This window comes from Paractinoplanes abujensis (assembly GCF_014204895.1).
Lineage (GTDB): Bacteria > Actinomycetota > Actinomycetes > Mycobacteriales > Micromonosporaceae > Actinoplanes > Actinoplanes abujensis.
Map to the genome: position 1 here is coordinate 1,052,812 of NZ_JACHMF010000001.1, position 26,810 is coordinate 1,079,621.

26 protein-coding genes, 2 tRNA genes and 1 pseudogene are annotated in these 26,810 nt (G+C 71.1%); 16 read left to right on the forward strand and 13 right to left on the reverse strand.

Going from position 1 to position 26,810, the window contains the following annotated elements; all coding sequences use genetic code 11:
• Window positions 1–12: 12 nt before the first annotated feature.
• From BKA14_RS04220 to BKA14_RS04240, 5 genes are all read left to right on the forward strand, one after another.
• Window positions 13–1,326 carry an ABC transporter substrate-binding protein gene (locus BKA14_RS04220; RefSeq protein WP_184949616.1) on the forward strand — a complete coding sequence of 438 codons (1,314 nt, stop codon included), beginning with the start codon at window positions 13–15 and terminating at the stop codon, window positions 1,324–1,326.
• Entirely contained in the window at window positions 1,320–2,237 is a 918-nt protein-coding gene (locus tag BKA14_RS04225) for a carbohydrate ABC transporter permease (RefSeq protein ID WP_184949617.1), read from the forward strand. Before BKA14_RS04220 ends, BKA14_RS04225 begins: the two co-directional genes overlap by 7 nt.
• Complete coding sequence (locus BKA14_RS04230; RefSeq protein ID WP_239092502.1) at window positions 2,234–3,079, forward strand: carbohydrate ABC transporter permease; 846 nt, start codon at window positions 2,234–2,236, stop codon at window positions 3,077–3,079. The genes BKA14_RS04225 and BKA14_RS04230 overlap by 4 nt, the downstream gene beginning before the upstream one ends.
• A gap of 96 nt (window positions 3,080–3,175) precedes the next feature.
• Complete coding sequence (locus tag BKA14_RS04235; protein WP_184949618.1) at window positions 3,176–3,559, forward strand: hypothetical protein; 384 nt, start codon at window positions 3,176–3,178, stop codon at window positions 3,557–3,559.
• A 24-nt stretch (window positions 3,560–3,583) separates the two neighbouring features.
• Window positions 3,584–4,021, forward strand: a complete 438-nt coding sequence (locus BKA14_RS04240) for an HNH endonuclease (RefSeq protein WP_184949619.1) — start codon at window positions 3,584–3,586, stop codon at window positions 4,019–4,021.
• Here BKA14_RS04240 and BKA14_RS04245 read toward each other — a convergent pair.
• Window positions 3,984–4,853 carry a GNAT family N-acetyltransferase gene (locus BKA14_RS04245; protein WP_203722036.1) on the reverse strand — a complete coding sequence of 290 codons (870 nt, stop codon included), beginning with the start codon at window positions 4,851–4,853 and terminating at the stop codon, window positions 3,984–3,986. The two genes, BKA14_RS04240 and BKA14_RS04245, sit on opposite strands and share 38 nt — an antisense overlap.
• A gap of 58 nt (window positions 4,854–4,911) precedes the next feature.
• On the opposite strand from BKA14_RS04245, the gene BKA14_RS04250 reads away from it, so the two are divergent.
• The gene (locus BKA14_RS04250; RefSeq protein ID WP_184956546.1) at window positions 4,912–5,214 is read left to right on the forward strand and encodes a DUF1905 domain-containing protein; all 303 of its coding nucleotides are present in this window, start codon (window positions 4,912–4,914) and stop codon (window positions 5,212–5,214) included.
• Window positions 5,215–5,341: 127 nt separating this feature from the next.
• On the opposite strand, the gene BKA14_RS04255 is transcribed toward BKA14_RS04250, so the two are convergent.
• From BKA14_RS04255 to BKA14_RS04265, 3 genes are all read right to left on the reverse strand, one after another.
• A complete protein-coding gene (locus BKA14_RS04255; RefSeq protein WP_184949620.1) occupies window positions 5,342–5,560 on the reverse strand; it encodes a hypothetical protein in 219 nt (72 codons plus the stop codon).
• Between the two features lie 85 nt (window positions 5,561–5,645).
• On the reverse strand, window positions 5,646–6,782 hold the full coding sequence (locus BKA14_RS04260; RefSeq protein ID WP_221477221.1) for a PP2C family protein-serine/threonine phosphatase: 1,137 nt from the start codon (window positions 6,780–6,782) through the stop codon (window positions 5,646–5,648).
• Window positions 6,783–6,823: 41 nt separating this feature from the next.
• Window positions 6,824–7,168, reverse strand: a complete 345-nt coding sequence (locus BKA14_RS04265; protein WP_184949623.1) for a MerR family transcriptional regulator — start codon at window positions 7,166–7,168, stop codon at window positions 6,824–6,826.
• A 60-nt stretch (window positions 7,169–7,228) separates the two neighbouring features.
• Here BKA14_RS04265 and BKA14_RS04270 point away from each other — a divergent pair, with 60 nt between their 5' ends.
• The 3 genes from BKA14_RS04270 (at window position 7,229) to BKA14_RS04280 (ending at window position 14,448) form a co-directional block, all read left to right on the forward strand.
• Complete coding sequence (locus tag BKA14_RS04270; protein ID WP_184949624.1) at window positions 7,229–8,239, forward strand: oxidoreductase; 1,011 nt, start codon at window positions 7,229–7,231, stop codon at window positions 8,237–8,239.
• Between the two features lie 33 nt (window positions 8,240–8,272).
• Window positions 8,273–12,979 (forward strand): PDDEXK-like endonuclease domain-containing protein, encoded by a 4,707-nt coding sequence (locus tag BKA14_RS04275; protein WP_184949626.1) that lies wholly within the window; start codon window positions 8,273–8,275, stop codon window positions 12,977–12,979.
• Between the two features lie 74 nt (window positions 12,980–13,053).
• Entirely contained in the window at window positions 13,054–14,448 is a 1,395-nt protein-coding gene (locus BKA14_RS04280) for a WD40 repeat domain-containing protein (RefSeq protein WP_184949628.1), read from the forward strand.
• A 3-nt stretch (window positions 14,449–14,451) separates the two neighbouring features.
• Here BKA14_RS04280 and BKA14_RS04285 read toward each other — a convergent pair whose 3' ends face one another.
• From BKA14_RS04285 to BKA14_RS43550, 3 genes and pseudogenes are all read right to left on the reverse strand, one after another.
• Window positions 14,452–15,072: an L-threonylcarbamoyladenylate synthase gene (locus BKA14_RS04285; RefSeq protein ID WP_184949630.1), complete on the reverse strand. Its 621-nt coding sequence runs from the start codon at window positions 15,070–15,072 to the stop codon at window positions 14,452–14,454.
• Between the two features lie 23 nt (window positions 15,073–15,095).
• Window positions 15,096–15,515 carry an NAD-binding protein gene (locus BKA14_RS43545; protein WP_311776120.1) on the reverse strand — a complete coding sequence of 140 codons (420 nt, stop codon included), beginning with the start codon at window positions 15,513–15,515 and terminating at the stop codon, window positions 15,096–15,098.
• Window positions 15,504–15,977: pseudogene (locus BKA14_RS43550) on the reverse strand (NAD(P)-dependent oxidoreductase); the annotation flags it as partial. The pseudogene BKA14_RS43550 and the gene BKA14_RS43545, both read right to left, overlap by 12 nt.
• An 81-nt stretch (window positions 15,978–16,058) precedes the next feature.
• Between BKA14_RS43550 and BKA14_RS04295 the strand changes: the two are divergent.
• Complete coding sequence (locus BKA14_RS04295) at window positions 16,059–16,295, forward strand: hypothetical protein (RefSeq protein ID WP_184949633.1); 237 nt, start codon at window positions 16,059–16,061, stop codon at window positions 16,293–16,295.
• On the opposite strand, the gene BKA14_RS04300 is transcribed toward BKA14_RS04295, so the two are convergent.
• Entirely contained in the window at window positions 16,292–16,978 is a 687-nt protein-coding gene (locus BKA14_RS04300; protein ID WP_184949634.1) for a TetR/AcrR family transcriptional regulator, read from the reverse strand. The genes BKA14_RS04295 and BKA14_RS04300 overlap by 4 nt on opposite strands.
• Before the next feature lie 111 nt (window positions 16,979–17,089).
• Here BKA14_RS04300 and BKA14_RS04305 point away from each other — a divergent pair, with 111 nt between their 5' ends.
• On the forward strand, window positions 17,090–17,512 hold the full coding sequence (locus BKA14_RS04305) for an ester cyclase (protein WP_184949635.1): 423 nt from the start codon (window positions 17,090–17,092) through the stop codon (window positions 17,510–17,512).
• A gap of 29 nt (window positions 17,513–17,541) precedes the next feature.
• Here the strand turns inward: BKA14_RS04305 and BKA14_RS04310 are convergent, their stop codons facing one another.
• Together BKA14_RS04310 and BKA14_RS04315 are read right to left on the reverse strand one after the other, a co-directional pair.
• Entirely contained in the window at window positions 17,542–18,963 is a 1,422-nt protein-coding gene (locus BKA14_RS04310; RefSeq protein ID WP_239092501.1) for a peptide MFS transporter, read from the reverse strand.
• Entirely contained in the window at window positions 18,960–19,478 is a 519-nt protein-coding gene (locus tag BKA14_RS04315; RefSeq protein WP_239092500.1) for a GNAT family N-acetyltransferase, read from the reverse strand. Before BKA14_RS04315 ends, BKA14_RS04310 begins: the two co-directional genes overlap by 4 nt.
• Before the next feature lie 143 nt (window positions 19,479–19,621).
• Between BKA14_RS04315 and BKA14_RS04320 the strand changes: the two genes are divergently transcribed.
• The 4 genes from BKA14_RS04320 (at window position 19,622) to BKA14_RS04335 (ending at window position 22,644) form a co-directional block, all read left to right on the forward strand.
• Window positions 19,622–19,694 (forward strand) — tRNA-Asp (locus BKA14_RS04320).
• A 13-nt stretch (window positions 19,695–19,707) separates the two neighbouring features.
• Window positions 19,708–19,779 (forward strand) — tRNA-Ser (locus BKA14_RS04325).
• Window positions 19,780–19,805: 26 nt separating this feature from the next.
• Complete coding sequence (locus BKA14_RS04330) at window positions 19,806–21,128, forward strand: SDR family NAD(P)-dependent oxidoreductase (protein ID WP_184949638.1); 1,323 nt, start codon at window positions 19,806–19,808, stop codon at window positions 21,126–21,128.
• A gap of 358 nt (window positions 21,129–21,486) precedes the next feature.
• The gene (locus BKA14_RS04335; protein ID WP_184949640.1) at window positions 21,487–22,644 is read left to right on the forward strand and encodes a sugar ABC transporter substrate-binding protein; all 1,158 of its coding nucleotides are present in this window, start codon (window positions 21,487–21,489) and stop codon (window positions 22,642–22,644) included.
• A 52-nt stretch (window positions 22,645–22,696) separates the two neighbouring features.
• On the opposite strand, the gene BKA14_RS04340 is transcribed toward BKA14_RS04335, so the two are convergent.
• The 3 genes from BKA14_RS04340 to BKA14_RS04350 are packed head-to-tail and all read right to left on the reverse strand — an operon-like array spanning window position 22,697 to window position 24,495.
• Window positions 22,697–23,716, reverse strand: coding sequence for an LLM class flavin-dependent oxidoreductase (locus BKA14_RS04340; RefSeq protein ID WP_184949641.1), 1,020 nt, complete (start codon window positions 23,714–23,716; stop codon window positions 22,697–22,699).
• Between the two features lie 16 nt (window positions 23,717–23,732).
• Window positions 23,733–24,215, reverse strand: coding sequence for an SsrA-binding protein SmpB (smpB, locus tag BKA14_RS04345; RefSeq protein ID WP_184949642.1), 483 nt, complete (start codon window positions 24,213–24,215; stop codon window positions 23,733–23,735).
• A 16-nt stretch (window positions 24,216–24,231) separates the two neighbouring features.
• The gene (locus BKA14_RS04350; RefSeq protein ID WP_133877323.1) at window positions 24,232–24,495 is read right to left on the reverse strand and encodes a hypothetical protein; all 264 of its coding nucleotides are present in this window, start codon (window positions 24,493–24,495) and stop codon (window positions 24,232–24,234) included.
• 181 nt (window positions 24,496–24,676) lie between these two features.
• Here BKA14_RS04350 and BKA14_RS04355 point away from each other — a divergent pair, with 181 nt between their 5' ends.
• The gene (locus BKA14_RS04355; RefSeq protein WP_184949643.1) at window positions 24,677–26,797 is read left to right on the forward strand and encodes an MMPL family transporter; all 2,121 of its coding nucleotides are present in this window, start codon (window positions 24,677–24,679) and stop codon (window positions 26,795–26,797) included.
• Window positions 26,798–26,810 lie beyond the last annotated feature (13 nt).

Here is a 26,810-nt window from a genome sequence, read left to right on the forward strand (position 1 = left end):
GGAGTCAACGTCATGAAGCGACGTCAGATAGGTCTCGCCGTGTTCTCCGCGGCGACGCTGGCCCTCGGCGCGTGCAGCGCCGGCAGTCTCGGCAGCAGCGACGAGGAGGGCGGCGGCGGCAAGGTCACCCTTTCGTTCCTGACCGACAACCAGCCCGAGACGGTGAAGATCGCGGAAGGGCTGGCCAAGGACTTCACCGCCAAGAATCCCGACATCACGGTCAACGTGGAGACCCGGCCGCAGGGCACCGAGGGCGACAACATCGTCAAGACCCGGCTCTCCACCGGCGACATGACCGACGTGTTCATGTACAACTCGGGCTCGCTCATGCAGGCCCTGGCCCCGCAGAAGAACCTGACCGCGGTGGACGACTTCGCCGGGCAGCTCGACGACAACTTCAAGAAGGCGGTCGGCTCGGACGGCAAGATCTACGGCGTGCCGTTCGGCAACTACATGGCGGGCGCGATCCTTTACAACAAGGAGGTGTACGACAAGAACGGCCTGAAGGTGCCGACCACGTGGGACGAGTTCCAGGCCAACAACGCCAAGCTCAAGGCGGCCGGCGTCGACCCGGTCATCCAGACGTACGGCGAGACGTGGACCTCGCAGCTGTTCATCCTCGGCGACTACCACAACGTCGAGGCGGCCAGCCCCGGCTGGGCCGACCAGTACACGAAGAACCAGGCCAAGTACGCGACCACGCCCGCCGCCAAGGCCGGTTTCGACCACCTGCAGCAGGTGCACGACGCCGGGTACGTGAACAAGGACTTCGCGTCGGCCAAGCTCACCGACGGCCTGAACAAGCTGGCCAAGGGTGAGGGCGCGCAGTACCCGATCCTGTCGGCCATGGTCAGCCAGCTGATCGCCGACAACCCGGGCAGCGAGAACAAGATCGGCCTGTTCGCCATCCCCGGCAGCGACGCCGCCAGGAACGGCCTGACCGTGTGGGCGCCCAACGGGCTCTACATCCCGAGCAGCACCACCGGTGACAAGCTCGAAGCGGCCAAGAAGTTCCTCGGCTTCGTGGCCAGCCCCGACGGCTGTGCCTCGATGGGCCAGGCGTCCACCCCGACCGGCCCGTACGCGGTCACCGGCTGCAAGCTGCCCGACTCGGTGCCGCAGGCCGTCAAGGACATGCAGACCTACATCGACAAGCAGGGCGCGTCCAGCCTGGCCCTGGAGTTCCTGTCCCCGGTCAAGGGCCCGGCCCTCGAGCAGATCTGCGTCGAGGTGGGTTCCGGCATCCGCAAGGCCGACGCGGCCGCCAAGCTTTACGACGAGGACGTGAAGAAGCAGGCCCAGCAGCTCGGACTCGAGGGTTGGTAAGCCTGGAGGCCCGGCCGCGCACCCGCGCGGCCGGGCCGGCCCCCGCCGCCGGTCGCAAGCGGAGCCCGTACTCCTCCTGGTTCTACCTGCCGGCCGCCATCATCTACGCGGTGCTGTTCCTGGTGCCCACGGTGACGTCGTTCTACTTCAGCCTGACCCGGTGGAGCATCTTCGACTCCCAGTTCATCGGGTTCGACAACTACGTCACGTTCTTCCGTGAGCCCGCGCTCGTCTCCGGCCTGTGGCACACCGTGGTCTACGCGGTGCTCACCTCGGGGCTCAAGGTCGTGCTCGGTCTCGGCCTGGCCGTGCTGCTCACCTCGCAGATCATCGGCCGCGGCTACCTGCGCTCGGTGGTGTTCTTCCCCGTGCTGGTGAGCACGATCGGTGTCGGCCTGACCTTCACGATCCTCATGGACCCGGAGGAAGGCCTGATCAACGAATCGTTGTCGCTGCTCGGCATCCAGGGGCCGGGCTGGCTCACCGACCCCGGCTACGCGCTGGTGTCGGTGGCGCTGGTCGACGTGTGGAAAGGTGTCGGCCTGGCCACGCTGATCTACATCGCCGGCATCGTGTCGATCCCGCAGGAGTACTTCGAGGCGGCCCGCGTCGACGGCGCCACCGCCTGGCAGAACTTCCGCAGCATCGTGCTCCCGCTGGCCCGGCCGGCCACGTTCACGGTGATCCTGCTGTCGCTGATCGGCGGCTTGCGGTCGTTCGACCTGATCTGGGCGATGACCCGGGGCGGTCCCGGCTTCACCTCCGACGTGATCGCGTCGGTCATCTACAAGCAGTACCAAGCGGGCTTCTACGGCCTGTCGACGGCGGGCAACGTGGTGCTGTTCCTGCTGGTGACCGCAATCATCTTCCCGCTCTCGCGCTACCTGAACTCCAAGGAGGTGGATCTGTGACCGTGGTGGAGAATCGGCGGCCGCGCAAGAACATCGCGCTCAGCCTGGTCGCGATCCTGCTGTCCGTCGTGGTGTTCCTGGTGCCGTTCGCCTTCATCGTGCTGACCGCGCTGAAGAGCCGGCAGGAGGCGTCGCGGCTCGACTTCTCGTGGCCCACACAGTTCCAGTTCGTGCAGAACTTCGTGGACGTCGTGCAGGCCCGCGACTACATGCTGATCATCGCCTTCATCAACAGCACGATCCTGACGGTGGCCTCGGTGACCATCATGGTGGTGCTGGCCGCGATGGTGGCGTTCGTGCTGCAACGGCGGCGCACCCGCTGGACCGGCCTGATCAACTTCCTGGTCCTGTCGGGTCTGATCATCCCGCCCGCGGTCGTGCCCACCATCTGGGTGCTGCAGAAACTCGGGCTCTTCCGGACGATGCCCGGGCTGATCCTGGTCGAGGTCGCGTTCGGCCTGTCGTTCTGCATCCTGCTGTTCCGGGCGTTCATCGCCACTATCCCGCGTGAGCTCGACGAGGCGGCGATCATCGACGGCGCCGGGCCGCTGCGGTTGTTCTTCCGGGTCGTGCTGCCGCTGCTCAAATCGGTCATCATCACGTGCGTGGTGGTGCAGTCGGTGACGGTTTTCAACGACTTCGTCAACCCGCTGTACTTCCTGCCCGGCGACCAGAACGCCACCGTGCAGCTGACGCTCTACAACTTCTCCAGCTCGTACTCGACGCAGTACAACCTGCTCTTCATGGACATCCTGCTGATCACGATCCCGCCGCTGATCATGTTCTTGTTCTTCAACAAGCGCATCGTCGCCGGCATGACCGCGGGCGCCGTCAAGGGCTGAGGACCGGGGCCGCGCTGTTGCCTCAGCGCGGCCCTTTCCCCCGGCCGAGCCGCTCAGCGCCCGTGCGCCGCGTGGGCCACGGCCATCTCGCTGCTCATGCGGTGGGCCGGCCGCAGCCCCCGGACCGAGGACATCCTGATCGCCGCCGCCGCGGCCGCCTACTTCGTCCTGCGGATCTGGACGTACCTCACCTTTGCCGGCGACCGCCTCGACTTCGCCGCCACCGAACGCTCGACCACCCCACTGACCGCCACCGAGCGCGCCGGCCTGGCCGCGGCCCTGCACGTCGGCGATCCGCGCTGGGTGCTCAACCTGCTGATCTTCGGCCTGCTGCTGGTGGCCGCGTTCTCCGGCACCCGGCAGCAGAGCAAGGCGGCCGGTGTACGGGAGGAACCGAGCCGGCCCGTACAGGGGAGGCCCGCACACCGAGTTATTGCGTTGTCCCAGGTCGATGTCGTCCCTACCGTAGAGATCACCTGACCGGTCGTAGAGGGAGGTGACCCGGTGAGTGATGTGCTCGTTCTCAACGCCGACCTGGGGCCGCTGCACCGGGTGAGCCTGCGGCACGCCGTACGGATGCTGGTGCGGCAGGTGGCCGAGGTGCACGAGGCGCGGCCCGATCGGGTGATCGGTGTCTGGCCCGTCCCGACTGTGGTGCGCCTGGTCTCGTACGTGGTCACCCGCTGGCGGCACAGCCGCGGACCGGGGTGGTCGCGGGCCGGCGTGATGAACCGCGACGGGCGGCGCTGCGCTTACTGCGGCCGTGCGGCGACGACCGTCGACCACGTGCTGCCCCGCTCGCGCGGCGGCGCCAACAGCTGGCTCAACACGGTCGCCGCCTGCTATGCCTGCAATCAGCGCAAGGGCGACCGCACCCCGGCCGAGGCGCGCATGCCGCTGCGGGTCAGGCCGGCCGCGCCGCTGTGGGGGACGCTGCTGTAGCCAGCGCGAGCTGGTAGAGCAGGCTGCGGTGGGTCGGCCGGTAGCCGAGCGACTCGTTCGTGCGGCGCATGGCGGTGTTGTCGTCGGCGGTGTCGGCGAGCAGGCCGTCCAGGCGGGCAAACCTTTCCCGTACGAGGGTGATCTGCGCGGCCTTCATCCAGCGCGCGAGGCCGTGGCCGCGGTGCGCGGGCAGCACCGCGGTTCCGTAGTGCTGGGCGTCGCCCGACCCGGACGCCGGTATCACCAGCTCGGTGAAACCCGCGATCTCGCCGTCCGGGTCGAGCGCGGCCGTCGTGCAGAGCGTCTCGCCGCGCCCGGCCACCGCGTCGGCGATCGTGTGCAGCCGGGCGACGTCCCAGGGCTGCGGCTCGTACGCGGCGTCGCCCATCGGCATGTCGTCCAGTGCGGGCCGGGCCCGGGCGAACGTCTCGGCCAGGTCCCCGGGGACCCTGCCCTCCCAGTGCACGAGCCGATAGCCCGGCACCGGCTCGGCGACGGGCGCGGCGTCCCTCAGGGCCAGCCGCGTGTACGTCAGGGCGAGCACCTGCCGGAAGCCGTGCGCCAGGCAGAAGCCGTCCTCGCCGGGCCGGACCGGCTCGGTGAGCAGCGTGTGCATCCCGTGCTCGGCCGCCGCGGCCGTCAGCGCCTGCAGGAGCCGGGTGCCGACGCCACGGCGCCGCTCGGCCGGATGCACGGTGAGCTGCACGTCCGCCGTGTGCCCGGCGGTGGGCAGCCAGAGGAACGCGGTGCCCAGGGGCCGCCCGTCGTCGCCCGCGGCCAGCCAGGCCAGCCGCTCGCGGCGGGCGGGGTCGATGAGCGGCGTCAGATGCATGGCGATCATTGTGACCGCAGTCGTCGTTTTGTCGTACCCCGATGCCATGCTGGCTCGCGTGATCGTCGACTTCGAGAGCGAGCTGTGGATCTGGGATGCGCGCAAGGGCGACACTTGGACGTTCGTCAGCCTGCCGGTGGCCGAGTCCGATGTGATCCGTGACCTCACCGACGGCACCCGGCGCGGCTTCGGCTCCGTGCGGGTGAAGGTCACCGTCGGCACGAGCCACTGGCAGACGTCCATTTTCCCGGGCGGCGGGGGCGGGGCTTACGTGCTGCCCATCAAGCGGGCGGTGCGCCTGGCCCAGCATCTGGAGCCGGGCGACGTGGCGACCGTGTCGGTGGAGGTGCTCGGGCTCTGAACAAGAATGACCCCGGTGCGCGCTGGCGCTGCGCACCGGGGAGGTGTCAGGGCACGCCCGTCCGAAGCCGGGGGACAGCGGACGGACGGCCCCTGCTCTCTTCAGGACTACCCGCTTCGGCCGCGCTTTACCAGAGGCGGCGGCGCTTGTAGTGCCCGTGGTGCCGATAGTGACCGTGGTGGCGATAGTGCCCGTGGTGACGGTAATGACCGTGGTGGCCGTAGCCCGGGTGTCCGTAGGCGCCGGGATGCCCGTACGCGCCGTGGCCGTAGCCGCCGTGATGACCCCGCTTGTTCAACTTCGACGCGAGCATCGACAGCAGGAACCTCTTGACGGAACCGCTCAACGTTTGCCTCCTTGGCTGGCTCCTCTACCACGATAAGTGGTCAAGTCCAGCACTCCCTGTGACCACGCTGACGGTTCCCTGAGTCTTATCCCTTCCACCTGATCATCGCGGCGCTGGCGTCGTCGCGGAGTTCGCCCTGCTCATAGCTGACGATGGTGTGGATCAGGCGGCGCATGATCTCGGGCGAAGGCAACCCCAGGGCGAGCTGCTCGATGACGAAGGACGTCAGCCGATCGAGACCGAACAGCGCCCCCGAGCTGTCCCGCGCCTCGGTGATCCCGTCGGTGTAGAGCACCAGCGCGTCACCCGGCGCGAGTTGCTCGGTCGTCACGCCCGGCGGCCGCGACAGCATGGTGCCCAGCCCCAGCGGCAGCGCTGTCGGCGTGGGCAGTCCCGGTCGCGCCTCGCCGCCGCGCAGCAGCAGTTCCGCCGGGTGGCCCGCGCTGATCCGGCGGTACAGGCCGGTCACCGTGTCCAGCTCGGCCAGGATCGCGGTGACGAAACTGCCCGGATACTGCGCCCGGATCCACTTGTCGATCGACTGATACGTGTCGGTCAGCCCGAGCCCGGAGCGCCGCGCATTGCGGTACGTGTTCAGCGTCAGCGTGGTGAGCGCGCTGGCCGCGATGCCGTGACCCACCGTGTCGAACAGACCGACGTGCAGCACGTCCCCGTTCGCGGCGTAGTCGAACGCGTCCCCACCCACGTCGTAACAGGGCTCGAGGACGGCCGTGACCATCGTGCCGTCCACCGCGAACGTCAGCGGCGGCAGCTGGTTCCAGACGATCTCGGCCGCCAGCTGCATCGGCTCCCGCCGGCGGGTGTGCTCGACCGCGTCGCCGTAACCGCGGCGGCTCGCGATCAGCTCGGCCACCAGCGCCGCGATCACCTCGAGTTCGTCCACGTCGGCGGCCCGGGTGCGCAGCTCGAGCACCCCGAGCCGCTCCGCGCCGTGCAGCAGCGGCAACCACACACACTCGTCCGAGGTGGTCACCCGCGCGGTCCGGAAGGCCTCACCGGCCGCGGTGCCGTCGACCGGGATCGGCGCCGCACCCGTCATGCCGCGCCCGCGCAGCGGATAGAGCCGCAACTGCCCGTAGTCGACCAGCAGCACCGTGGCGGTGGCCGCGCCCAGCAGCGGGGCCGCGTCGTGCAGCAGGGCGGGCAGGTCCTCGGCCCGTCCCCGATGCCGCAGATCGAGCAGTCTGCGAACGGCTTCCATCGACTCGGGCACCCCCACCCCATGCCCAGCCGGGCCGCTCGTCAATCGACGCGATACTGCTCCACCAGACCGGACAGGATTTCCCGCGTACGGGTCAGGTCGTCGATCTGCCGGGTCACCCGGTCGAGCTCGGTCGTCAGCCGCTCGGCCAGCCACGGCGTACGGATGGCCTCGTTGTTGATGCACGGCAGCACGTCCTGAATGGTCGCGCTGTTGAGCCCGGCCGACAGCAGTGACTGGATCAGCGAGACCCGCTCGACGGCCCCCTCCGGGTAGTGCCGCTGCCCGCCGCCGCTGCGCGCGCTGGCCAGCAGACCCTGCTCCTCGTAATACCGCAGGCTCCGGGCGCTCGCCCCGGTGGCCGCGGACAGATCGCCGATCCGCATCGGAAATCCTCCCGGAAAAGCCTTGACCCTTACACGGATGTCAAGTTTTAGCGTAACCGCATGACAGCCGCCACCGCCGCCCTCGTCCAGCCGGTCACCCTGGTCGGGCTCCCGCTGACCAGCCAGTTCGTGATGGCCCCGATGACCCGCGAGCGGTCGCCGGGCGGCATCCCGACCGCGCAGAACGCCGCCTACTACCGCCGCCGCGCCGAGCACGGGATCGGCCTGATCATCACCGAGGGCGTGCTGGTCGACCACCCCAGCGCCGGTCACCAGACGGACGTGCCGCGGCTGACCGAAGGCGCCGCCGAAGCCGGGTGGAAGCAGGTGACGAGTGAGGTGCACGCGGCCGGGGGCCGGATCGCCGCGCAGCTCTGGCACCTGGGCAGCCGGCGCGAACCCGTCGACGGCTACGCCTCGTGGACGCCGGCCACGATGACCGGCCGCGACTTCGACACCCTCCTTTCCGCGTACGCCGAGAGCGCGCGTGTCGCCGTACGGGCCGGTTTCGACGCCGTCGAAGTGCACGCCGCCCACGGCTACCTGCTCGACGAGTTCCTCTGGCCGGTGACCAACCCGACACTGGCCCACCGCGACTTCCCGGCCGAGGTCGTGCGGGCGATCCGGGCCGAGATCCCCTCGTGCATGCCGCTGATCGTCCGGTTCTCCCAGTTCAAGGAACGCGACTACAGCGCCCGCATCGCCGAGACCCCCGCCGAGCTGGCCACCGTGCTGGAAGGCCTGCGCGCGGCCGGCGCCGACGTCCTGCACGCCTCGCAGCGCCGCTTCTGGGAGCCGATCTTCGACGGCAGCCACCTCAACCTGGCCGGCTGGGCCAAACACCTGACCGGCCTGCCCTCGATCACCGTCGGCTCGATCGGGCTGACCCGCGACTTCGCCTCCTCGGCGCGCATGGCCGAGCTGCTCGACCGCCGCGCGCGGGGCGAATACGACCTCATCGGGCTGGGCCGGGTGCTGCTGGGCAACCCGGCCTGGGTCACGCTGGCCGCCGCGGGACGTCACGCCGACATGAATGATTATTACAAAACGGACGAGGAGCGATACTTCTGATTATCCTGCGCGATACCGGCTCGACTTGGTGGAATGGCCACCATGGTGGCCGAAACCCCCAGAGCAGCCGTACGCGCTTGGCGTGACGGGCTGGTCAACCTGGACGCCGGCAACCGCCTGCTCAACTTCCGCCCCACCACGAGCGGCACCCTGCAGATCGCCGGGCCGGCCGCCCCCGACATCGTCTCCGCCCTGCGCGGCGACCGCGACTACGGATTCCTGCCCGCCGACGCCCGGCCCGAACCCGGCGGCCTGTTCCGCACCGGTCTGACCGCTGTCACGCTCGGCGCCCAGCTGCGGCGGCTGCTGCGCAAATCACGCCAGGACTTCCTCGACCGGGGCGTGGCCGCGCTGCACCTGGCGATCGGGATGCTGCACTGGCGCGACCCCGACGACGTGGCGCTGACCAGCCCCGTCCTGCTGCTGCCGGCCGAACTGGTGGCACCCGGGCCGGCGGGGGTGCCCCGGCTGCGGGTGCGGGGGGAGGACCCGGTGGTCAACCCGGCCCTCATGCTCCGGCTGCGGCAGATGGGCATCGCCATGCCGGGGGTGGACGGGCTGGCGGGGCTGGACGTGCGGGCCTACCTGGCCGAGCTGCGCGACGTCGTCGACAACCGGGACGGGTGGGTGGTCGAGGAGACCGTGCTGCTGTCGCGGTTCACCTTTCACAAGGAGGCGATGTATCGGGACCTGCTCGACAACGAGGCCCGGATCGTGGTTCATCCGTTGGTGGAGGCACTGTCCGGGAAATCGGGCGCGGTTTCCGCCTGTGGACAACCCGCTCCGGCCCTCTTGGCAGATGTAGATTCTTCAGGCATCTCCCCGGGTGGGTGGAGGGGTGGCGGGTGGGAAACCACTGAGCAGCACACAGGCGAAGATCTTCCGCTTGTGCTCGACGCCGACGCGACCCAGCGGGCCTGCGTGAACGCGGCCCTGGCGGGGCAGAGCTTCGTGCTCGACGGCCCGCCCGGCACGGGCAAGTCGCAGACCATCGCAAACATGATCGGCTGTCTGCTGCACGCCGGGAAGACGGTTCTGTTCGTCTCCGAGAAGGCGGCCGCCCTGGAGGTCGTGCGCAACCGGCTGGCCGGCGCCGGACTGGAGGCGTATCTGCTGGAACTGCACAGCCACAAGGCGACCCGTAAGGAAGTGGCCCGTGCGCTGGCCGGCTCGCTCGACCCGCGGGCGATCGATCCGGCCCCGGCGCGGGACGACGGGCGGCTGCGGGAGCTGCGCGGGCTGCTCAACGGCTACGCGACGGCGATGAACGAGCGCCGCGAACCGCTCGGCCGCACGCTGCACGAGGTGCTGGGCGACTGCGCCCGCCTCACCGGCCTGCCCGAGGTGCCGGCGCCGTGCGAACGGCCGCGGGAGCTGACGGCGCAGGCCGTCCACGACGCCTTGGAGGCGGCGGACGACCTGGCGCGTTGCCGCCGGGCCGCGGCCGGGCCGCAGACGTTCGCGTGGCGCGGGGTCACCGAGCGGGCGCCGCTGGGCGAGCCGCTGCGGCGGGCCGGGCACGCGCTGCACGCGCTGGCAGCGGAGGCGCACAAGCACACCGCGATCGCCGAGGCGTTCGCGGTGACCCGGCCGTCGGCCGTGGGCACGCTGGCAATGCTGGTGACCCACGCCGCGCGGCGGCCGTCCGCGGTGGCCGACGAGTGGCTGACCGCGGGCAGCCTGGAACCGATCGGGCGGGCCGCCGAGCGCCGCGCCCGCCGGCTGGCCGACGCGCGCCGGGCCCGGGCCGCGGTGCGGGAGGCGGCCGGGGTCGAGTGGCACGAGCTGCCCGACCTGGATCCGCCCGCGGTCGAGCCCCGTACGCTGACCGCGGCCGGGGCCGAGGAGTCGGTGCGCCGGCTGGCCGGGGAGGCGGACGCCCTCGACGAGCTGCGCGCGGAGGTCGCCGCCACGGTGGCCCGGCTCGGCCTGCCCGCCGTGGTCACGTTCGCCGACCTGACCCGCTTCGCCGGTTTGGCCGAGCTGGCGAGCCGCCCGCACCGCCCGGAGCCGTTCTGGTTCGGTCCGGGCCTGCTGGCCGGGGTGTCGGTGGCCGCGGCCGCCCTGCAACGCTGCGCCGAGGCGGTGACCGCGGCCGAGGCCGAGTGCCGCCGCTGGTTCCTTGACGGGATCGTCGAGCAGCCGGTGGAGCAGCTGGCCGACCGTCTCACCCACGAGCACCGCGGGCTGCGCAAGCTGCTGGGGGCGTACCGGCGCGACTGGGACGCCGTGGCCGCGTACTGCAGGCCGTCCGTGCCCACGGCCGAGGCCGTGGCCCACGTCGGCGCCGCGGTGGCCTGGCAGCGGGCCCGGCGCGAACGGGCCGCGGCCGAGCACCAGTACGCGCCCCTGCTCGGCCGGTACTGGCGCGGCGACGCCCCGCTGCACGAGGCCCTGCGGCTGGCCGGTGAGATCGTGCGGCTCACCCCGCCCGACGCGCTGCCGGCAGTGGCCGACCAGCTCTGCCGCCCCGTGCCCGACCCGCGCCTGGCCCGGACGGCGGCCCAGGTCCGCGCCCTGGCCCGGCGCGAGTCGGCCGCGGACACGCCGCAGGACGCCGCGGCCCGCCGCCGCGCCCAGCTCGGTCCGCTGAGAGAGGCGGCCACCGCGCTGCACGCCTACGCCCGCGCGCTCGGCCGCGACGCCGACGTGGCCGAGGTCCGGCGCCTGGCCCGCCTGCGCCGGGCCGCGGCCGACGAGGAACGGGTGCTGGCCGACGACTACGCGACGGCGGTGGCCGGCCTGGGCGTGGCCGCCGTGCACGACGACGCCCTGGAAGAGGCGGTGGGGTGGGCCCGGGCGGCCCGGCGGCTCACGTCGGGGATCGACCGGCCGCTCACCGGGGAGCAGGCCGCGGCGCTGCATTCGGACGGCGGCGCCGCGGCCCTCACCGAACGGTTCGGGGCCTGGGAGGACGCCCGGGACGTCGTCGTCGGGGCGTTCACGCCGGCCCGCCGGACCGAGGTCGGCGAGCTGCTCGACGACTACGCCGGCCCGCTGCTGACCGAGCTGCTCGACGACCCCGGCGGCCAGGACCAGTGGCTCGGCTACGACCGGGCCCGGCGGGTGCTGACCGCGGAGGCGATCGCGTTCTGCGCCGGGCTGCCCACCGAGCAGGTGCGGCCGGCCCTGCACCGGGCGCTGCTGGCGGCCTGGGCCGACGCGGTGATCCGGGACGACGAGCGTCTGCACCCGTACGGCGGGCCGGAACGTGATCGGCTGGTCGAGGAGTTCCGGGAGCTGGACGCGGCGCTGACCGGGCGGGCGCCGGCCACGATCGTGGCGGCGGTCGAGCAGCGGCGGGCCGCGGGGCGGGTGCCCGCCGAGGTGACGCTGCTGCGCCGGGAGGGCATGAAGGAGACCCGCCATCTGGCCGTACGGGACCTGATCGGGCGGACCCGGCGGACGGTGCAGACCGGCAAGCCCTGCTTCCTCATGTCGCCGCTCGCGGTCAGCCAGTTCCTGCCGGCCGACCTCGAATTCGACGTGGTCGTCTTTGACGAGGCGTCGCAGATCGCCCCGGCCGACGCGATCAACTGCCTGTACCGGGCGAGCGCGATGGTCGTGGCCGGCGACGACCGGCAGCTGCCGCCCACGTCGTTCTTCACCCGCACCGACTCCGACGAAGACGGCAGCGACGTCAACGACTTCCAGTCCATCCTGGAACTGGCCAAGGGGTGCGGTGCCTTCGAAAGCCGCGGGCTCGGCTGGCACTACCGCAGCCGGCACGAGGCGCTGATCGCCTTCGCCAACAACCAGTTCTACGAGGGCCGGCTGCGAACGTTCCCGGGCGCGAACGCCGATCCCGAGACGGGCGTCGAGCTCATCCCGGCCCGCGGTGTCTACCGCCGGGGGACGTCGCGCGACAACCCGGTCGAGGCCGAGATGGTCGCCGAGCGCATCGTGTCGTGCCTGACGACCCGGCCCGAGCTCTCGTACGGCGTGGTCACGTTCTCGGTGGCGCAGGCCGAGGCGATCGAGGCCGCCCTGGACCGCGCGGCCGCCCGCCACCCGGGCCTGGACCGGCTGCTCGACGGGGACCGGCTCTCCGGGTTCTTCGTCAAGAGCCTGGAGTCGGTGCAGGGCGACGAGCGCGACGTGATGGTCTTCTCGATCGGGTACGGGCGCGACCAGCACGGGCGGATCAGCTCCCATTTCGGCGCGCTCAACCAGCCCAACGGCTGGCGCCGGCTCAACGTCGCGATCACCCGGGCCCGGCGCCGCGTCGAGATCGTCTCGTCGGTGCGGTCGCGCGACATCCCGGAGTCGGCGAACGAGGGCGTACGCCACCTCGCCGCCTACCTGGACTACGCCGAGCGGGGGGCCGCGGCCCTGCCCGGCCGGGTGCCGGCCCCCGACCCGTTCGTGGTGGCGGTGCTCGAGACGGTGTGCTCGTGGGGGTATCGCGCGCGAGCCCGGATCGGCCTGGACGGCTACCGCATCGACGTCGGGGTGCGCCACCCCACGCCCGCGGGCGGCTACATCCTCGGCATCGAGTGCGACGGTCCGCGCTACGGCTCGATCGGCTCGGCCCGCGACCGGGACCGGCTCGCCGGCGAGGTCCTCACCGGACTCGGCTGGCAGCTGCACCGGATCTGGGGCGCGGCGTGGCACCGCGACCGGGTGGGGGAGGAGGCCCGGTTGCGCGCGGCGATCGAGCGGGCGATCGGCGACCTGCCCTCCGCGGGGCCGCGACCTTACCGTCGAGTAGAGTCACTCGGACTGCGCCTGGTGCCCTGACGCCCTGGACTAGCGACCGTTTAGGACCGATTACGGTATTGACTCGTTGCGTTCGGATGTCCAGCATATGTCGCGTGACTCCCGGGACCTCGTCGGCGCAGGCTGCGCCGGTCAGCTGCGTCGCGTTCCGCGCTGACGGTCGTCGGCTGGCCAGCGGCACCGAGGGGGGCCAGGTCACCGTCAGGGAGACCAGCGACCCGTCCCGCCCCGTGGCGATGACCGAATTTGCCCATCGTTCGGCGGTGCTGGCCGCGGCCTGGAACCCGGGCGCGTCCGATCTGCTGGCCATCGGCTCGGCCGACGGCACCGCCGCGGTGTGGCGCGTCGTCGACGACCGCCCGCCGCATCTGATGAAGGTGCTCGGCGGGCACCCGGCCGCCGTCACCGGCGTCTCGTGGATGCCCGACGGCCAGCACCTGCTGTGCCAGCTGGCCGACGGGCGCGCGGCCGTGTGGCGGGCGTTCGCCGAGACCTACCTGGGCGAGCTCGACGACTGCGTACGCCTCGACGTCAGCTCGACCGGACTGGTCGCCACGGTCGGCGTCAACGGCTTCGTGGCCGTCCGCGACCTCGCCCAGGACCGTTCGCCGCTGGCCGGCCGGGCCGCGCCCGCCGTCGAGGCCTGCGCCTGGTCGCCCGACGCGACCACGCTCGCCCTGGCCCGCCGCGACGGCGCGGTCGAGCTGCGCAACGCCCACCTCGACCCGATCCGCACCCTGCGCGCCGGGGACGCGCCGCTGCGCTCGATCACCTGGTCGGCCGACGGGCGGCACGTGCTGACCGGGGCGTACGACGGCACGGTGACCGCCCTGGACACGGCGGGCCGGCCGCACTGGCGGCTCACCGACCCGACCATCCGCTCCCGCTCGCTCGCGGTCGGCGGCCCGGTGCTGGCCACGGCCACCTTCGCCGGGCGGCCCTACCTGCTCGACGCCACCTCGGGCACCCCGCTCACCGCCGGGCTGTCGCTGCCCGCCCTGCCCGCGCCGACCCGCCCGTTCCGCGACGGCGTGCTGGCCGCCGAGGGCCGGGTCGTGACCGCCGGGCCGCCGCACGCGGGTGACCGCACCGTCGTGGTCGAGCACGACCTGCGCGTCGGGGCGATCGACTCGCTGGCCGACCGGGTGATCGTCTCGGCGGCGCACCACGCCGTACGGGTGGCCCGGCTCGACCCGGCGGGCTACGAGGTGGAACGCGGCATCACTCTGCGCGCCCCCGAGCCGGTGGGCACGGTCGCGCTGCTCGGCACGCCCGAGACGACAGTCGTGGTCGCCGCGTCGTACGAGTTCCGCCTCTACTCGTGGACCGTCGACTGGACGGGGCCGCCGATCGGGCCGGGAGTGGTGGGGGAGTTCGGGGCCGGGATCGCCGCCCTGCAGCGCCTCGACGAGCAGCGCCTGACCGCCACCGACCACCGCGGCGAGCTGGTCATCCTCGCCCTCGGCGCCGACGGCGCGCTCAACAACTAAGGCCTACTCGAACCGGGCCGGGTCGCCCGCGCCCACGCGCAGGATCTCGGGCTCGCCGCCGGAGAGGTCGATCACCGTCGTCGGCTCGGTGCCGCCCTCGCCGGAGTCGACGACCGCGTCGACCACGTGGTCCAGGGCCTCCTTGATCTCCCAGCCCATCGTCATCGGCTCCTCCTGGCCCGGCAGCAGCAGCGTGCTCGACACCAGCGGCTCGCCCAGCTCGGCCAGGATCGCCTGCGCGACGACGTGGTCGGGGATGCGCACGCCCACCGTCTTCTTCTTCGGGTGCAGCAGGCGGCGCGGCACTTCCTTGGTGGCGGGCAGGATGAACGTGTACGGACCCGGGGTCGCCGACTTGATCGCCCGGAACGACGCATTGTTGATCTGCACGAACTGCCCCAGCTGCGCGAAGTCATGACACATCAGCGTGAAGTGGTGCCGGTCGTCGAGGTGCCGGATCTCGCGGATGCGGTCCAGTCCGTCCTTGTTGCCCATCCGGCAGCCCAGCGCGAACAGCGAGTCGGTCGGATAGGCGATCAGCCCGTCCCCGCGCACGATGTCGGCCAGCTGCCGGATCGAGCGCGGCTGAGGATTGTCCGGATGCACGTCGAAATACTTCGCCACCCGCAAAGCCTAGTGAGTCGCCGTCACGGGCGTGATCGACTCCCCGCTATCGCGTGCACGACCGCCGCCATGTCCTTCTCCGCGTGGCCCTGGGCGGCCGTCTCGGCGTACAGGGAAAGGCAGACGTCGAGCAGCGGGGAGGCAACTCCGGCGCGGCGCGCGGCCGCCACCACCAGCTCGTTGTTCTTGAGCACGTCGTGGATCGCCGCCTGCACCGCGAAGTCGCCGGTGACCAGCTTGGCCGCCTTGACCCGGGAGACCGTGCTGGCCATCGGTCCCGCGTCCAGCACCTCACGCAGGAGGGCCGGATCGAGCCCGTACGCCGTGGCGAAGTGGAACGCCTCGGCGAGCCCGGTCACCATGCTGATCAGGAACGTGTTGACCGCCAGCTTCATGAGCAGGGCGTTCGGGACCTCGCCGCAGTCCACGACCTGCTTGCACATCGGCTCCAGCACAGGTGTCAGGCCCGACGTGTCCCCGGCGATCATCGCGATCAGCTCACCCGCCTCGGCCGGCCCGCGGGAGCCCGAGACCGGGGCCTCCGCGTACCGTCCGCCCCGCGCCCGGATCCGCTCGCCCAGTGCGGCCGAATACTCCGGGCCGGTGGTGCCCATGTGAACCACCAGTGTCCCGCGTACGTCGACGCCGTCGAGCACCTCGTCCATGGCCCGCTCGGTGGCCAGCATCAGGATCACCACGTCGGCCCGCTCGAACACCTCGGCCGCCGTGCCCACGCGGGTCGCGCCCGGCGGCGTGTTGCCCCGGTCGGTACGGCTCCACACGATCGGGCCGGCGCCGGCCCGGGCCAGATTGGCGGCCATCGGCGTCCCCATCACGCCGAGCCCGATAAACCCCACGGTCATGCCGCTCACCGTAAGGTCTCCGGCCCCGGCCGGCCGGAGCCAATTCCGCTGTCGTGGCCCCGCTTCCGCGCCACTGTGGACTGTGAAATGCTGCGTCTACTCGATTTCACCGGAGGCCAGCCCATGCCCGTGTCCGTGAACCTCGACGCCCTCCTCGACGAGCCCTTCCGCGACCTGGCGATCGGCGAGCTGATCAACGCCCCGGTCGCCGCCCTGGCCGGTGTCAGCGACGAGGAGGCGCAGGGCCTGAGCCTGGCCTTCGGCATCAACACGATCGCCGACCTGGCCGCCAACCCGTTCATCCGGGCCGCGGTCGCGATCGCCGAGATGGCCGGGGCCGCCGCCCCGCCGGAGGCCTAAGCGGGGATGCGCCGCCGGACGTCGGCCAGCAGCGACTGCATCGCGCCCTGGAAGAGCTCGGCCTGCAAGGGGCCGATGAACGCCGTGTGCCCGAACGCCTCCAGCGTCACCAGCCCGTGCAGGTGACCCCAGACGCTGACGAACAGGGCCACGGCCGGGGCGGGCAGGGTGCCGATGCCGGGTGGCGGCAGATCGTCCAGCCGGTCGCGTAGCGCGGCGCTCAGTGGCGGCACGTCGGCCCGGGCGAGCTGCTCAGGAGCGTACGGGCCGAACAGCTCACGAACGAAGACCGAGGCCAGGCGGCGGGAGGCGTCGGTGGTGCGGCCGTTGTCGGGCGCCTCGTAGTGCGGCAGTGGGGTGCCGTAGATGAGCTGGAACATGGGCGCGTTCCCGATCGCCCAGGCGCGGAACGCCGTCGCCGCCGGGATGAAGCCGGGTGCCGCGGCGACCGCGTCCTCCACGGTCTCGGCCAGGTCGAGGTAGGCCTCCGTGATCAGCGTGGTGATCAGCTCGTCGCGGCTCGGGAAGTAGTGGTAGAGCGCCTGCACGGTCATCTCGAGGCTGCGCGCCACCGAGCGCAGCGACAGCCCGGCCGGCCCGCTCACGCCGATCTGCTCGCGTGCGGCGTCGAGGATCTCGCGGGTGGCCGCGGTGCGGCGGCGCTGACGTAACGGCGAGCTCATGGCGGCAGTGTACGGCCTGCTTAACAGTGTTAGGTAAATCTGGCACTGCCAAAGTGCCCGTCGATCTCGCTACGTTCGTGGCACAAGACCTCGAACAGCAGGGAGAATGCGATGACCACCAACGTTTCCGAGCTCGTCGACGGCTGGCTGCGGCTCTGGAACGGCGAGCTCGACCGGGCCGCCGGCCTGCTCACGCCGGACTTCCGGGTGCACGCCGCGCTGATGGGCGGTGGCGACGGCTCGGCCCTGTCCGGCCCCGAGGGACTGGCCGGCTGGATCGCGCAGACCCGGGCCGCGTTCACCAGCCTCACGTTCGCCGTCGAGGTGGGCCCGATCGCGCAGGACGACCTGCTCGCCGTCCGCTGGACCGCGACCGGCACGTACGGCGGAGGCTTCCCGGGCGCCACGGCCGAGCCGGGCACGCCGATCGCCTTCACCGGCACCGACACGCTGCGCATCGCCGGCGACCGGCTGGCCGAGTACTGGGTCAACTCCGACATCCACGTGCTCTTTGCCCAGCTCGAAGTGAGCTGACCCAAGGCCCGGGACGTACGGGGAAAGGGTTATCGGATGCCGCCCATCAACCGGCGCAGCAGCGGGGACAGGGTGAGCAGGGCGGCGCCCAGCACGATGGCGATCAGGCCGAGGATGCCGAAGTAGGGAACCTCGTGGTCCTCGTCGTAGAAGCCGGCCAGCGTGCCCGAGAGCGCGGTGCCGAGGGCGACCGACAGGTAGAACAGCGCGACCATCTGGGTGCGGAAGGCCGCCGGGGCCAGTTTGGTCGACAGGGACAAGCCGACGGGCGAGAGCAGCAGTTCGGCGATCGTGAAGACGAACAGGATGCCGGTCAGGCCGAGCAGGGGAACGCCGGCCGAGCCGGCGAACGGCAGGAACAGCAGGAAGGCCACGCCCATGGTGGCGGTGCCGGCGGCGAACTTGACGGGGGTCGACGGCTGGCGGTCGCCGAGGCGGGTCCAGAGCGCGGCGAAGACACCGGACAGGACGATGATGAAGATCGGGTTGATCGACTGGACCCAGGAGACCGGCATCTCCCAGCCGCCCAGGTTCCGATCGAGCCGTTTGTCCGAGTAGATCGTGACCACGGTGAACTGCTGCTGGTAGAGCGACCAGAAGGCGGCACTGGCGACGAACATCGGGATGAAGGCCACGACGCGGTTCCGCTCCCCGGCGTCGATGCGCCGGCTGGACAGAATGACGACGAAGTAGGCGACGGCGGCCAGGACGGACAGCACCACGACGATCGACGACAGGCGGTCCGCCCGGATGATCCCGGCCGCGGCGAGCAGCGCGATCAGGCCGGCCACCACGACCGCCGCGGCCACGAAAGGCCACACGCGGGCCCGAGGCAGAGGGTTGGCGACCTCGTGCGCCGACGCCGGCAGCCGGCGACGACCGACGGCGTACTGGGTCAGCCCGATCGCCATGCCGACCGCGGCCAGCCCGAACCCCCAGTGGAACCCGGCTTCCTGCTGCAGCAGCCCGGTCAGCAGCGGCCCGGCGAACGCGCCCAGGTTGATGCCCAGGTAAAAGATCGAGAACCCGGCGTCGCGCCGCTCGTCGCCGGGTTCGTAGAGCAGGCCGACGATCGTGGTCGCGGTCGCCTTCACGCCGCCGTTGCCCAGCGCCACCATGATCAGACCGGCCGCCACGCCGGCGACCCCCGGGATCAGCGCCAGCGCGACGTGCCCGGCCATCACCAGGACCGCGCTGCCGAACAACACCCGTTCCGGGCCGAACAAACGGTCGGCCAGCCACGCGCCGACCACCGTGGCCAGATAGACCGAGCCCCCGTACGCCCCCACGACGCTCGTCGCCGTGCCCTCGTCGATGCCGAGCCCGCCCCGCGAGGCCTCGTAGTACAGGTAGATCAGCAGGATGCCCTGCATGCCGTAGAACGAGAACCGCTCCCACAGTTCCACGCCGAAGATGTTCGCGAGGGGGCGGGGCTGCCCGAGGAAGGTCATGGGTGGCGGCATACCCCGGAACCATGGCGGTAAATGTCCTTGCGCATCCGCACGATCGGCACGGGGACGCCCCCACGGGCGTCCTCGGTCCGCTCCACCTCGACAAAGCCGTAGCTGCGATAGAGCGGCTCGCCGGCGAGCGTGGCCATCAGCTCCAGCCGCGTGAACCCCTCGGCCGCGGCCGCACGCTCGCACAACCCGAGAATCGTCCGCCCCACCCCGCGGCGGGCGAACCCCGGATGCGTGTACATGGCCCGGACCCGGGCCGGATCCCGGGCTGGGTCGAGCAGCGCCGCATCCCGGCTCGCCGAATGATCACCGCCGTAGAGCGTGGCCCGCCGGCTCCACCCGCCACACCCGGCCGGCACACCGTCCACCTCGATCACGAAATACGTGCCGTCGTCGATCAGCTGTGTGTCCAGCCCCATGATCGCTTCGCTGCTGCGGATCTGGTCGGCGTCGAGAAAGCCCTTGAGCAGCTCCGCAATGGCCGGCTCCATGATCGCCTTCAGCACGTCCAGATCATCGCGGGTGGCCGCCCGGCTGGTCAGTGACATCCCCGCATTGTGACCCACGCGCGAGGCCGGTGAGCGATCCACACGGGTGGTTAATCGTTCGCAGGGCGCCGAGCGGGCCCGGTACGATCTCGCGCAAGGTGGGACCTGTAGCGCAGGGGTAGTCGCGCCGCCCTGTCAAGGCGGAGGATGCCGGTTCGAGTCCGGTCGGGTCCCACCCCTGCGAGGTGGCCGGTAGCGCAGAGGTTGACGCGCCGCACTGCTCATGCGGAGGACGCCGGTTCGAGTCCGGCCCGGCCCACCGTCCGCGACGACCCGGGGGTGGCGATGGACGGCGACGAGATCGAGGCCGCGCTGCGGGTGCTGGACGAGGTTCGCGGGCTGCCGGTCGACGACCCGGTGCGGCTGCGGGTGCAGCGTGCGGTGGACGGGCTGGTCAAGGACGCGCAGCGGCTGCGCCGGGCCGAGCGGCGGCGGCGGACCGCGGCGGGGGACAGGGCGGTCGTGGCGGGCGCGGCGACGGCGGCGCCGGATCGAGGCGACGGTGTCCCCGTGGCCGCGACGGCTTCGGAGCGGAACGGCCGGACCCGGCGGGATCGCCGGTGTTACGCCTGCCGCGGGCGGTTCCGGGAGGTCGACGCCTTTTATCACGCGCTCTGCCCGGAGTGCGCCAACGAGCACCGGCGGCATCGGGAGGCGCGCACCGACCTGACGGGCCGGCGGGCCGTCGTCACCGGCGGCCGTGTCAAGATCGGCTTTCAGGTGGCGTTGAAGCTGCTGCGCGACGGCGCGGCGGTCACCGTGGTGACCCGTTTCCCGGCCGATGCCCGGCGCCGGTACGCGGGGGAGCCGGACGCCGGTGACTGGCGGTCGCGGCTGCGCGTCATCGGGGCCGACCTGCGCGATCCGCGGCAGGTGCTGGCGCTGGCGGAGCTGCTGGCGGGCGGCGGCCGGCTCGACGTCCTGGTCAACAACGCGGCCCAGACCGTGCGCCGGCCCGACTGGGCCTACCAGCCTCTGGTGGCGGCCGAACTGCTGGCCGCGCGGGACCGCCGGGCCGTCGAGACCGTGCCGGGTTACCGCCCCGGCGCGGCGCCGCCGGAGTGGGGTGCCGCGCTCGAACTCGCCGGCACCGACGCGACCGGCGCGCTGATCGTCGCCGGCGCCACGAACTCGTGGAACGCGCGGATCGGCGGGATCGATCCGGTCGAGCTGCTCGAGGTGCAGCTGGTCAATGTCGTGGCGCCGTTCCTGCTGGTGGATCGGCTGCACGGGGCATTGACGGCGCCGGGCGAGCAGCGCCGGTACGTGGTGAACGTGACCGGTCGCGAGGGCTGGTTCGCCGCCGGTGACCCGGGGCCGGAAAGGCACCCCCACACGTCGGTCAGCAAGGCCGCGCTCAACATGCTGACCCGGGTCGCCGCGCCCGACCTGGCCCGCAAGGACGTGCACATGTGCGGCGTCGACACCGGGTGGATCACCGACGAGAACCCGGCCGAGGTCCGGGTGCGCCGGGCCGCCGCCGGGTGGCGTCCACCCCTGGACGTGGTCGACGCCGCGGCGCGGATCTATCACCCCGTACGGCTGGGGGAGGCCGGGCAGCCGGTGCACGGGGTGCTGCTGAAGAACTACGCCGTCGTCCCCTGGTAGAAACGGCGCCGCGGGAATTAGCTCCTGGTAGTCGTTAATTTGCTCTGCGTATTCGAGCCGGGCGGAAAGTGTTCCGTTCTAAGGCCGCACCAGACCGAATGGACGACCTCGGGCGGCGTCCGGTCGGGGTGAACGTCCTGATGGACAGTTTTTCCTCCCGGGCATGGTCGCTGACCAGCAAAAGATCACAATTACCGATACCGAACGTAACGCGAGGGTGCTTACGGACGGGAAATGAACTATTTTTCTCTCCGGTGCCGTACCCCCTGTCGGGCGCGCCGCGTCTGCCTGATACTTGGGCGACCCGTGCGGAGCCTTACACAGGTCGAAGTTCCACCCGGAGAGGAAGCTTCCGCAAATGCGCAAGAAACTGCTGGCCGTCGCCGTCGTCGGCCTGATGGCGTCGGCCACCATGACTGCGTGTACCGACTCCGGCGATTCCGGCGACGCGAGTAGTGGCGGGGGCACTACGGGCGGCGGTAACGGCAAGGCCCGGGTCGGGGTGATCCTGCCCGACACCGAGAGCTCGAACCGCTGGCGCGACGAGGACCCGAAGTACCTCCAGGCGGCGTTCGACGCGGCCAAGGTCGAAGTCGAAATCCAGAACGCTCAGGGTGACCGCGCGCGGTTCCAGCAGATCGCCGACGGCATGATCAACGGCGGCGTCAAGGTGCTGATGATCGCGAACCTCGACTCCGAGAGCGGCCGCGCGGTGCTGGCCAAGGCGCGCGAGAAGAAGATCCCGACGATCGACTACGACCGCCTCACCCTCAACGGCAACGCCAACTACTACGTCAGCTTCAACAACGTGCAGGTCGGCGAGTACCAGGGCTACGGGCTGCAGAAGTGCCTGACCGCCAAGGGGGCCCGCAACCCGCTGATCGCCCAGCTCAACGGCTCCCCCTCGGACAACAACGCCACGCTGTTCAAGCAGGGCTACGAGAGCGTGCTCAACCAGAACTACGACAAGGCGTCGTACACCAAGGGCCCGGCCCAGTGGGTGCCGGACTGGGACCCCGAGGAAGCCGGCAAGATCTTCGAGCAGATGCTGCAGCAGACGCCGCAGATCAGCGGTGTGCTCGCGGCCAACGACGGCATCGCCGACGCGGTGATCAAGGTGCTCCGCAAGTACAAGCGCAGCGGCGCCGTGCCGGTCACCGGCCAGGACGCCACGCTCGAGGGCCTGCAGAACCTGCTGACCGGCGAGCAGTGCATGACGGTCTACAAGGCCGTGCGGGACGAGGCGCAGAACGCCGCTCGCGTGGCGATCCAGCTGTTCAAGGGCGAGGACCCGGGCGTCGACGGCGTCATCAAGGACCCCGAGTCCGGCGGCTACGTCCCCTTCATCAGCCTGACGCCGAAGCCGATCACGCTCAAGAACATCAACGCGGTCGTGGTGGACGACAAGTACATTCCCGAGGCCGACCTGTGCAAGGGCAAGTACCTCCCCCTGTGCCAGCTGCACAAGGTCGGTAAGTTCGCCGAGGACGACGACAAGAACGCCGACAACGAGTAACACCGCGTAGCAGTAAGGGCCGGCTGCTCAGCCGGCCCTTTCTCGTGCGCGGCTACGCCAGCAGCTCCTTCACCCGCGGGACGACCTGCTCGCCGTACAGGGAAATGGCTTTCAGCATGTGCTCGTGGGGCAGCGTGCCGGCCGAGTACTTGAGGTCGAAGCGCTGGATGCCGAGGTGCTTGATCGTGTGCGCGACCTTCTGGGCGACGGTCTCGGGCGAGCCGACGTGCCAGGCGCCGTCGCGGACGTCGATCTCGAACTTGTCGCGGCTCAGCGGCGGCCAGCCCCGCTCGCGGCCGATCCGGTTGAGCATGTTCCGCGCGTGCGGCCACAGGAGCTCGACGGCTTCCTCGTCCGTCTCGGCCACGAAGCCCGGGCAGTGCACGGCGACCGGCTGCTCGGGCTGCTCGAACTCCTTGAGCGCACGCTGGTAGAGCTCGACGTAGGGCGCGAACCGGACCGGCTCGCCGCCGATGATCGCCAGCACCAGGGGCAGGCCGTGCTGCGCCGCGCGGACCACCGACTCGGGGCTGCCGCCGACCCCGATCCACGTACGGATGCGGCCCGACTCGGTCTTGGGGTAGACCTGCTGCTCGGTCAGGGGCGGCCGGACCGTGCCCGACCAGGTGACCGGGCCCTCGGACAGCAGCTTGGCCATCAGGTCGGCCTTCTCCTCGAAGAGCCGCTCGTAGTCGGTCAGGTCGTAGCCGAACAGCGGGAACGACTCGGTGAACGAGCCGCGGCCCAGGATGATCTCGGCCCGGCCGTTCGAGACCGCGTCGAGCGTGGCGAAGCGCTCGAAGACGCGGACCGGGTCGTCCGAGCTGAGCACGGTGACCGCGGTGCCCAGCCGGATGCGCTCGGTGCGGGCGGCGATGGCGGCCAGCACGACCTCGGGGGAGGAGACCGCGAAGTCGTCGCGGTGGTGCTCGCCCAGGCCGAAGCCGTCGATGCCGAGGCGGTCGGCGAGCACTGCCTGCTCGACGACGTTGCGGATCACTTGCGCGTACGGCAGCTTCTGGCCGTGCTCGTCGACGGTGACGTCGCCGAAGGTATCGAGTCCGAATTCCACTTGATCACTGTAGGTGTTAGCGGGTGCGGCCCTTCAGACGGCGGCCCATCTCGCGCGCGATCTCCTTCTGCGCGTCCTTCGCGGCCAGCACCTGGCGTTTGTCGTACGACCGGAGGCCGCGCGCCAGGCCGAGCTCGACCTTGGCCCAGCCCTCGCTGAAGTACATCGACAGCGGCACCAAAGTGAGCCCGTTGCCGTCGCGCAGCTGGGCCAGGATCTTCACGATCTCGGCCTTGTGCAGCAGCAGCTTGCGGGTGCGGCGCGGCGCGTGGTTGGTCCAGCTGCCGTAGCCGTACTCCGCGATGTGCAGCCCGTACAGCATGATCTCGCCCTCGTGCTCCTGGGCGAACGCGTCGACCAGCGACGCCCGGCCCTCCCGCAGCGATTTCACCTCGGTGCCGGCCAGCACGAGACCCGCCTCGTACGTCTTGAGAACGGCGTAGTCGTGCCGCGCCTTCTTGTTCGAGGCGATCAGTTTGCGTCCGGTCTCCCTGCTCACGCAGGAGACACTAGCTTTACGGCACGGGCCGCCGCATGGAATAAGTGACGCTGCTCAGCCGGTGCGGCTCGTTGTGCACGTGCATGGCGGCCCGGTCGTAGGCCTGCCAGCCGGCCGCGCCCGCCCGGTTCAGGTGGCGCAGGTCGTCGAAGCGCTCGTCGGTTCCCCAGCGCAGCACGCCGCCCGGGTGGTGGAAGGTCGCCGTCCAGTCCATGAACCGGTCCGCGCCGAGCGTGCCGGCGGCGCGGTACTCGAGCCGCGCGAATTCCCAATTGGTCACCCGAAAGATTATGCCGAAATGACCTTGGCCCCCGCGACCCAGGGACGTATGCCGTTTTGGCTGGACACAGTGGACCTGCGGAGCTGGAATTCCCCTGAGTTAACCCTGAGAAGTGTTGGCCGGTGACCGGGGCGGGCTTAGGCTCCGCCCGTCATGCACCGGTGTCTCGGGGGGATTCGAGATGGCTACGGGTGGGGTGGCGAGACTGGTCTGCGGCCGTAGGTCGAAGTGGATCGTGCTCGCCTTGTGGATCGGCATTCTTCTTCTGACGGCGCCGCTGGCGGGAAAGCTGACCAGCGTCGAGAAAAATGACAATTCGGCATGGCTGCCCGGTGGGGCGGAGGCAACCCAGGTCGCCGACCTGCAGAGACAGTTCCAGCCGGACGACATCGCCCCGGCGATCGTCGTCTACGAGCGGACGGGCGGCCCGCTGACGCCGGCCGACCTCGCGAAGGCCCGGGCCGACGTGGCCGGCATGAAGACCGTCGACAGCGTCGTCGACGAGAGCATCATCGGGCCGGTCCCGAGCACGGACAAGGCGGCCATCCAGGTCATCGTGCCCGTCAAGATCACCGACGACGGCTGGGACGCGCTGCCCGACATCGCCAACGCGATCACCGCCACCGCCGAGAACGGCGCACCGCCGGGCCTCGACGTCTACCTGGCCGGCCCGGTGGCGTCGGCCGCCGACTCGGCCGGGGCGTTCGCGGGCATCGACGGCACCCTGCTCTACACCACGCTCGCCGTCGTGGCGATCATCCTGCTCGTCACGTACCGCAGCCCGGTGTTGTGGCTTCTGCCGATCATCACCGCGGGCGTGGCCCTGACCAGCTCGCAGGCGGTCATCTACCTGCTCGCCAAGTACGCCGGCCTGGCGGTGAACGCGCAGAGCGCGGGCATCCTCACGGTGCTGGTCTTCGGGGCCGGCACCGACTACGCGCTCTTGCTGGTCGCCCGATATCGGGAGGAACTGCGCCGCCACTCCGACCGGCACGAGGCGATGCAGTTCGCCCTGCACCGGGCCGGTCCCGCGATCATCGCCAGCGCCGCCACCGTGGTCGTCGGCATGCTCTGCCTGTCGCTGGCCGAGCTCAACTCGACCGCCGGTCTGGGCCCGGTGGCCGCGATCGGCATCGCCGTCGGCCTGGGCGCCATGGTCACTTTGCTGCCGGCCCTGCTGGTGATCTGCGGCCGGTGGTTGTTCTGGCCGGTCCGCCCCCGCTACGGCACCGCCGAGCCGACCGCGACCGGTCTGTGGGCCCGGCTCGGGGGCCGGGTCGCGCGCCGCCCGCGTGCGGTCTGGATCGGCACCGCGGTGGTGCTGGGCGCGATGGCGCTGGGCCTGCTGCAGTCCAACGCGGTCGGGCTGACCTCGGCCGAGCAGTTCACCACCGAGCAGCCGTCCACGGTCGCCGAAGAGGCGCTGGCCCGGCACTTCCCCGCCGGTGGGGGCCAGCCCGTCTCCGTCGTCGCCAACGCGTCGAGCGCCGAGCAGGTGAGCCGGGAACTCGCCGCCGTGCCGGGCATCAGCGAGGTCGCCCAGCCCGTGCAGAAGGGCGGTCTCGCGCTGATCGACGGCACGCTGGCCGACCCGCCCGACAGCGCGGCCGCCCAGCGTACGGTCGAACAGGCCCGGAAAACGCTGCACGCGATACCCGGCGCCGACGCCAAGGTCGGTGGCTACACCGCGGTGGTGGTCGACATCAACGACGCCAACCGGCACGACAACCGGCTGATCATTCCCCTGGTGCTGCTGGTCGTGCTGGTCATCCTGGGCCTGCTGCTGCGGGCGATCGTGGCCCCGCTGATCCTGATCGCGACGGTGGTGCTGTCGTTCGCGGCCGCGCTCGGCGTGAGCGTGCTGGCGTTCCGCTACCTGTTCGACTTCCCGGCCGAGGACACGTCGTTCCCGCTGTTCGTCTTCGTGTTCCTGGTCGCCCTGGGCATCGACTACAACATCTTCCTGATGACCCGCGTACGGGAGGAGGCGGTGCAGCACGGCACCCGGCGCGGTGCGCTGATCGGCCTGGCCGCGACCGGCGGCGTGATCACCTCGGCCGGCATCGTGCTCGCCGGCACGTTCGCCGCGCTGGCCAGCCTGCCGCTGGTCGCGTTCGTCGAGATCGGGTTCGCGGTGGCCTTCGGCGTCTTGCTCGACACGCTGATCGTGCGCTCGGTGCTGGTGACCGCGCTCAACCTGGACGTGGGCCGGTGGATGTGGTGGCCGTCGAAGCTCGACCGCGGCCCGCGAGAGGAAGACGAAACGCCGCTGTCATCATCGGAACCCGAACTCACGCACTGAGCCGTCGGCTACG

Bases quoted from the DNA above. Each gene is read 5' to 3' on its own strand.
- BKA14_RS04220 (WP_184949616.1), top strand. From the start codon at position 13: ATGAAGCGACGTCAGATAGGTCTCGCCGTGTTCTCCGCGGCGACGCTG.
- BKA14_RS04235 (WP_184949618.1), top strand. From the start codon at position 3,176: ATGCGGTGGGCCGGCCGCAGCCCCCGGACCGAGGACATCCTGATCGCC.
- BKA14_RS04245 (WP_203722036.1), bottom strand. From the start codon at position 4,853: ATGCATCTGACGCCGCTCATCGACCCCGCCCGCCGCGAGCGGCTGGCC.
- BKA14_RS04260 (WP_221477221.1), bottom strand. From the start codon at position 6,782: ATGGAAGCCGTTCGCAGACTGCTCGATCTGCGGCATCGGGGACGGGCC.
- BKA14_RS04265 (WP_184949623.1), bottom strand. From the start codon at position 7,168: ATGCGGATCGGCGATCTGTCCGCGGCCACCGGGGCGAGCGCCCGGAGC.
- BKA14_RS04270 (WP_184949624.1), top strand. From the start codon at position 7,229: ATGACAGCCGCCACCGCCGCCCTCGTCCAGCCGGTCACCCTGGTCGGG.
- BKA14_RS04275 (WP_184949626.1), top strand. From the start codon at position 8,273: ATGGCCACCATGGTGGCCGAAACCCCCAGAGCAGCCGTACGCGCTTGG.
- BKA14_RS43545 (WP_311776120.1), bottom strand. From the start codon at position 15,515: ATGTGCAAGCAGGTCGTGGACTGCGGCGAGGTCCCGAACGCCCTGCTC.
- BKA14_RS04295 (WP_184949633.1), top strand. From the start codon at position 16,059: ATGCCCGTGTCCGTGAACCTCGACGCCCTCCTCGACGAGCCCTTCCGC.
- BKA14_RS04300 (WP_184949634.1), bottom strand. From the start codon at position 16,978: ATGAGCTCGCCGTTACGTCAGCGCCGCCGCACCGCGGCCACCCGCGAG.
- BKA14_RS04305 (WP_184949635.1), top strand. From the start codon at position 17,090: ATGACCACCAACGTTTCCGAGCTCGTCGACGGCTGGCTGCGGCTCTGG.
- BKA14_RS04310 (WP_239092501.1), bottom strand. From the start codon at position 18,963: ATGACCTTCCTCGGGCAGCCCCGCCCCCTCGCGAACATCTTCGGCGTG.
- BKA14_RS04330 (WP_184949638.1), top strand. From the start codon at position 19,806: ATGGACGGCGACGAGATCGAGGCCGCGCTGCGGGTGCTGGACGAGGTT.
- BKA14_RS04335 (WP_184949640.1), top strand. From the start codon at position 21,487: ATGCGCAAGAAACTGCTGGCCGTCGCCGTCGTCGGCCTGATGGCGTCG.
- BKA14_RS04355 (WP_184949643.1), top strand. From the start codon at position 24,677: ATGGCTACGGGTGGGGTGGCGAGACTGGTCTGCGGCCGTAGGTCGAAG.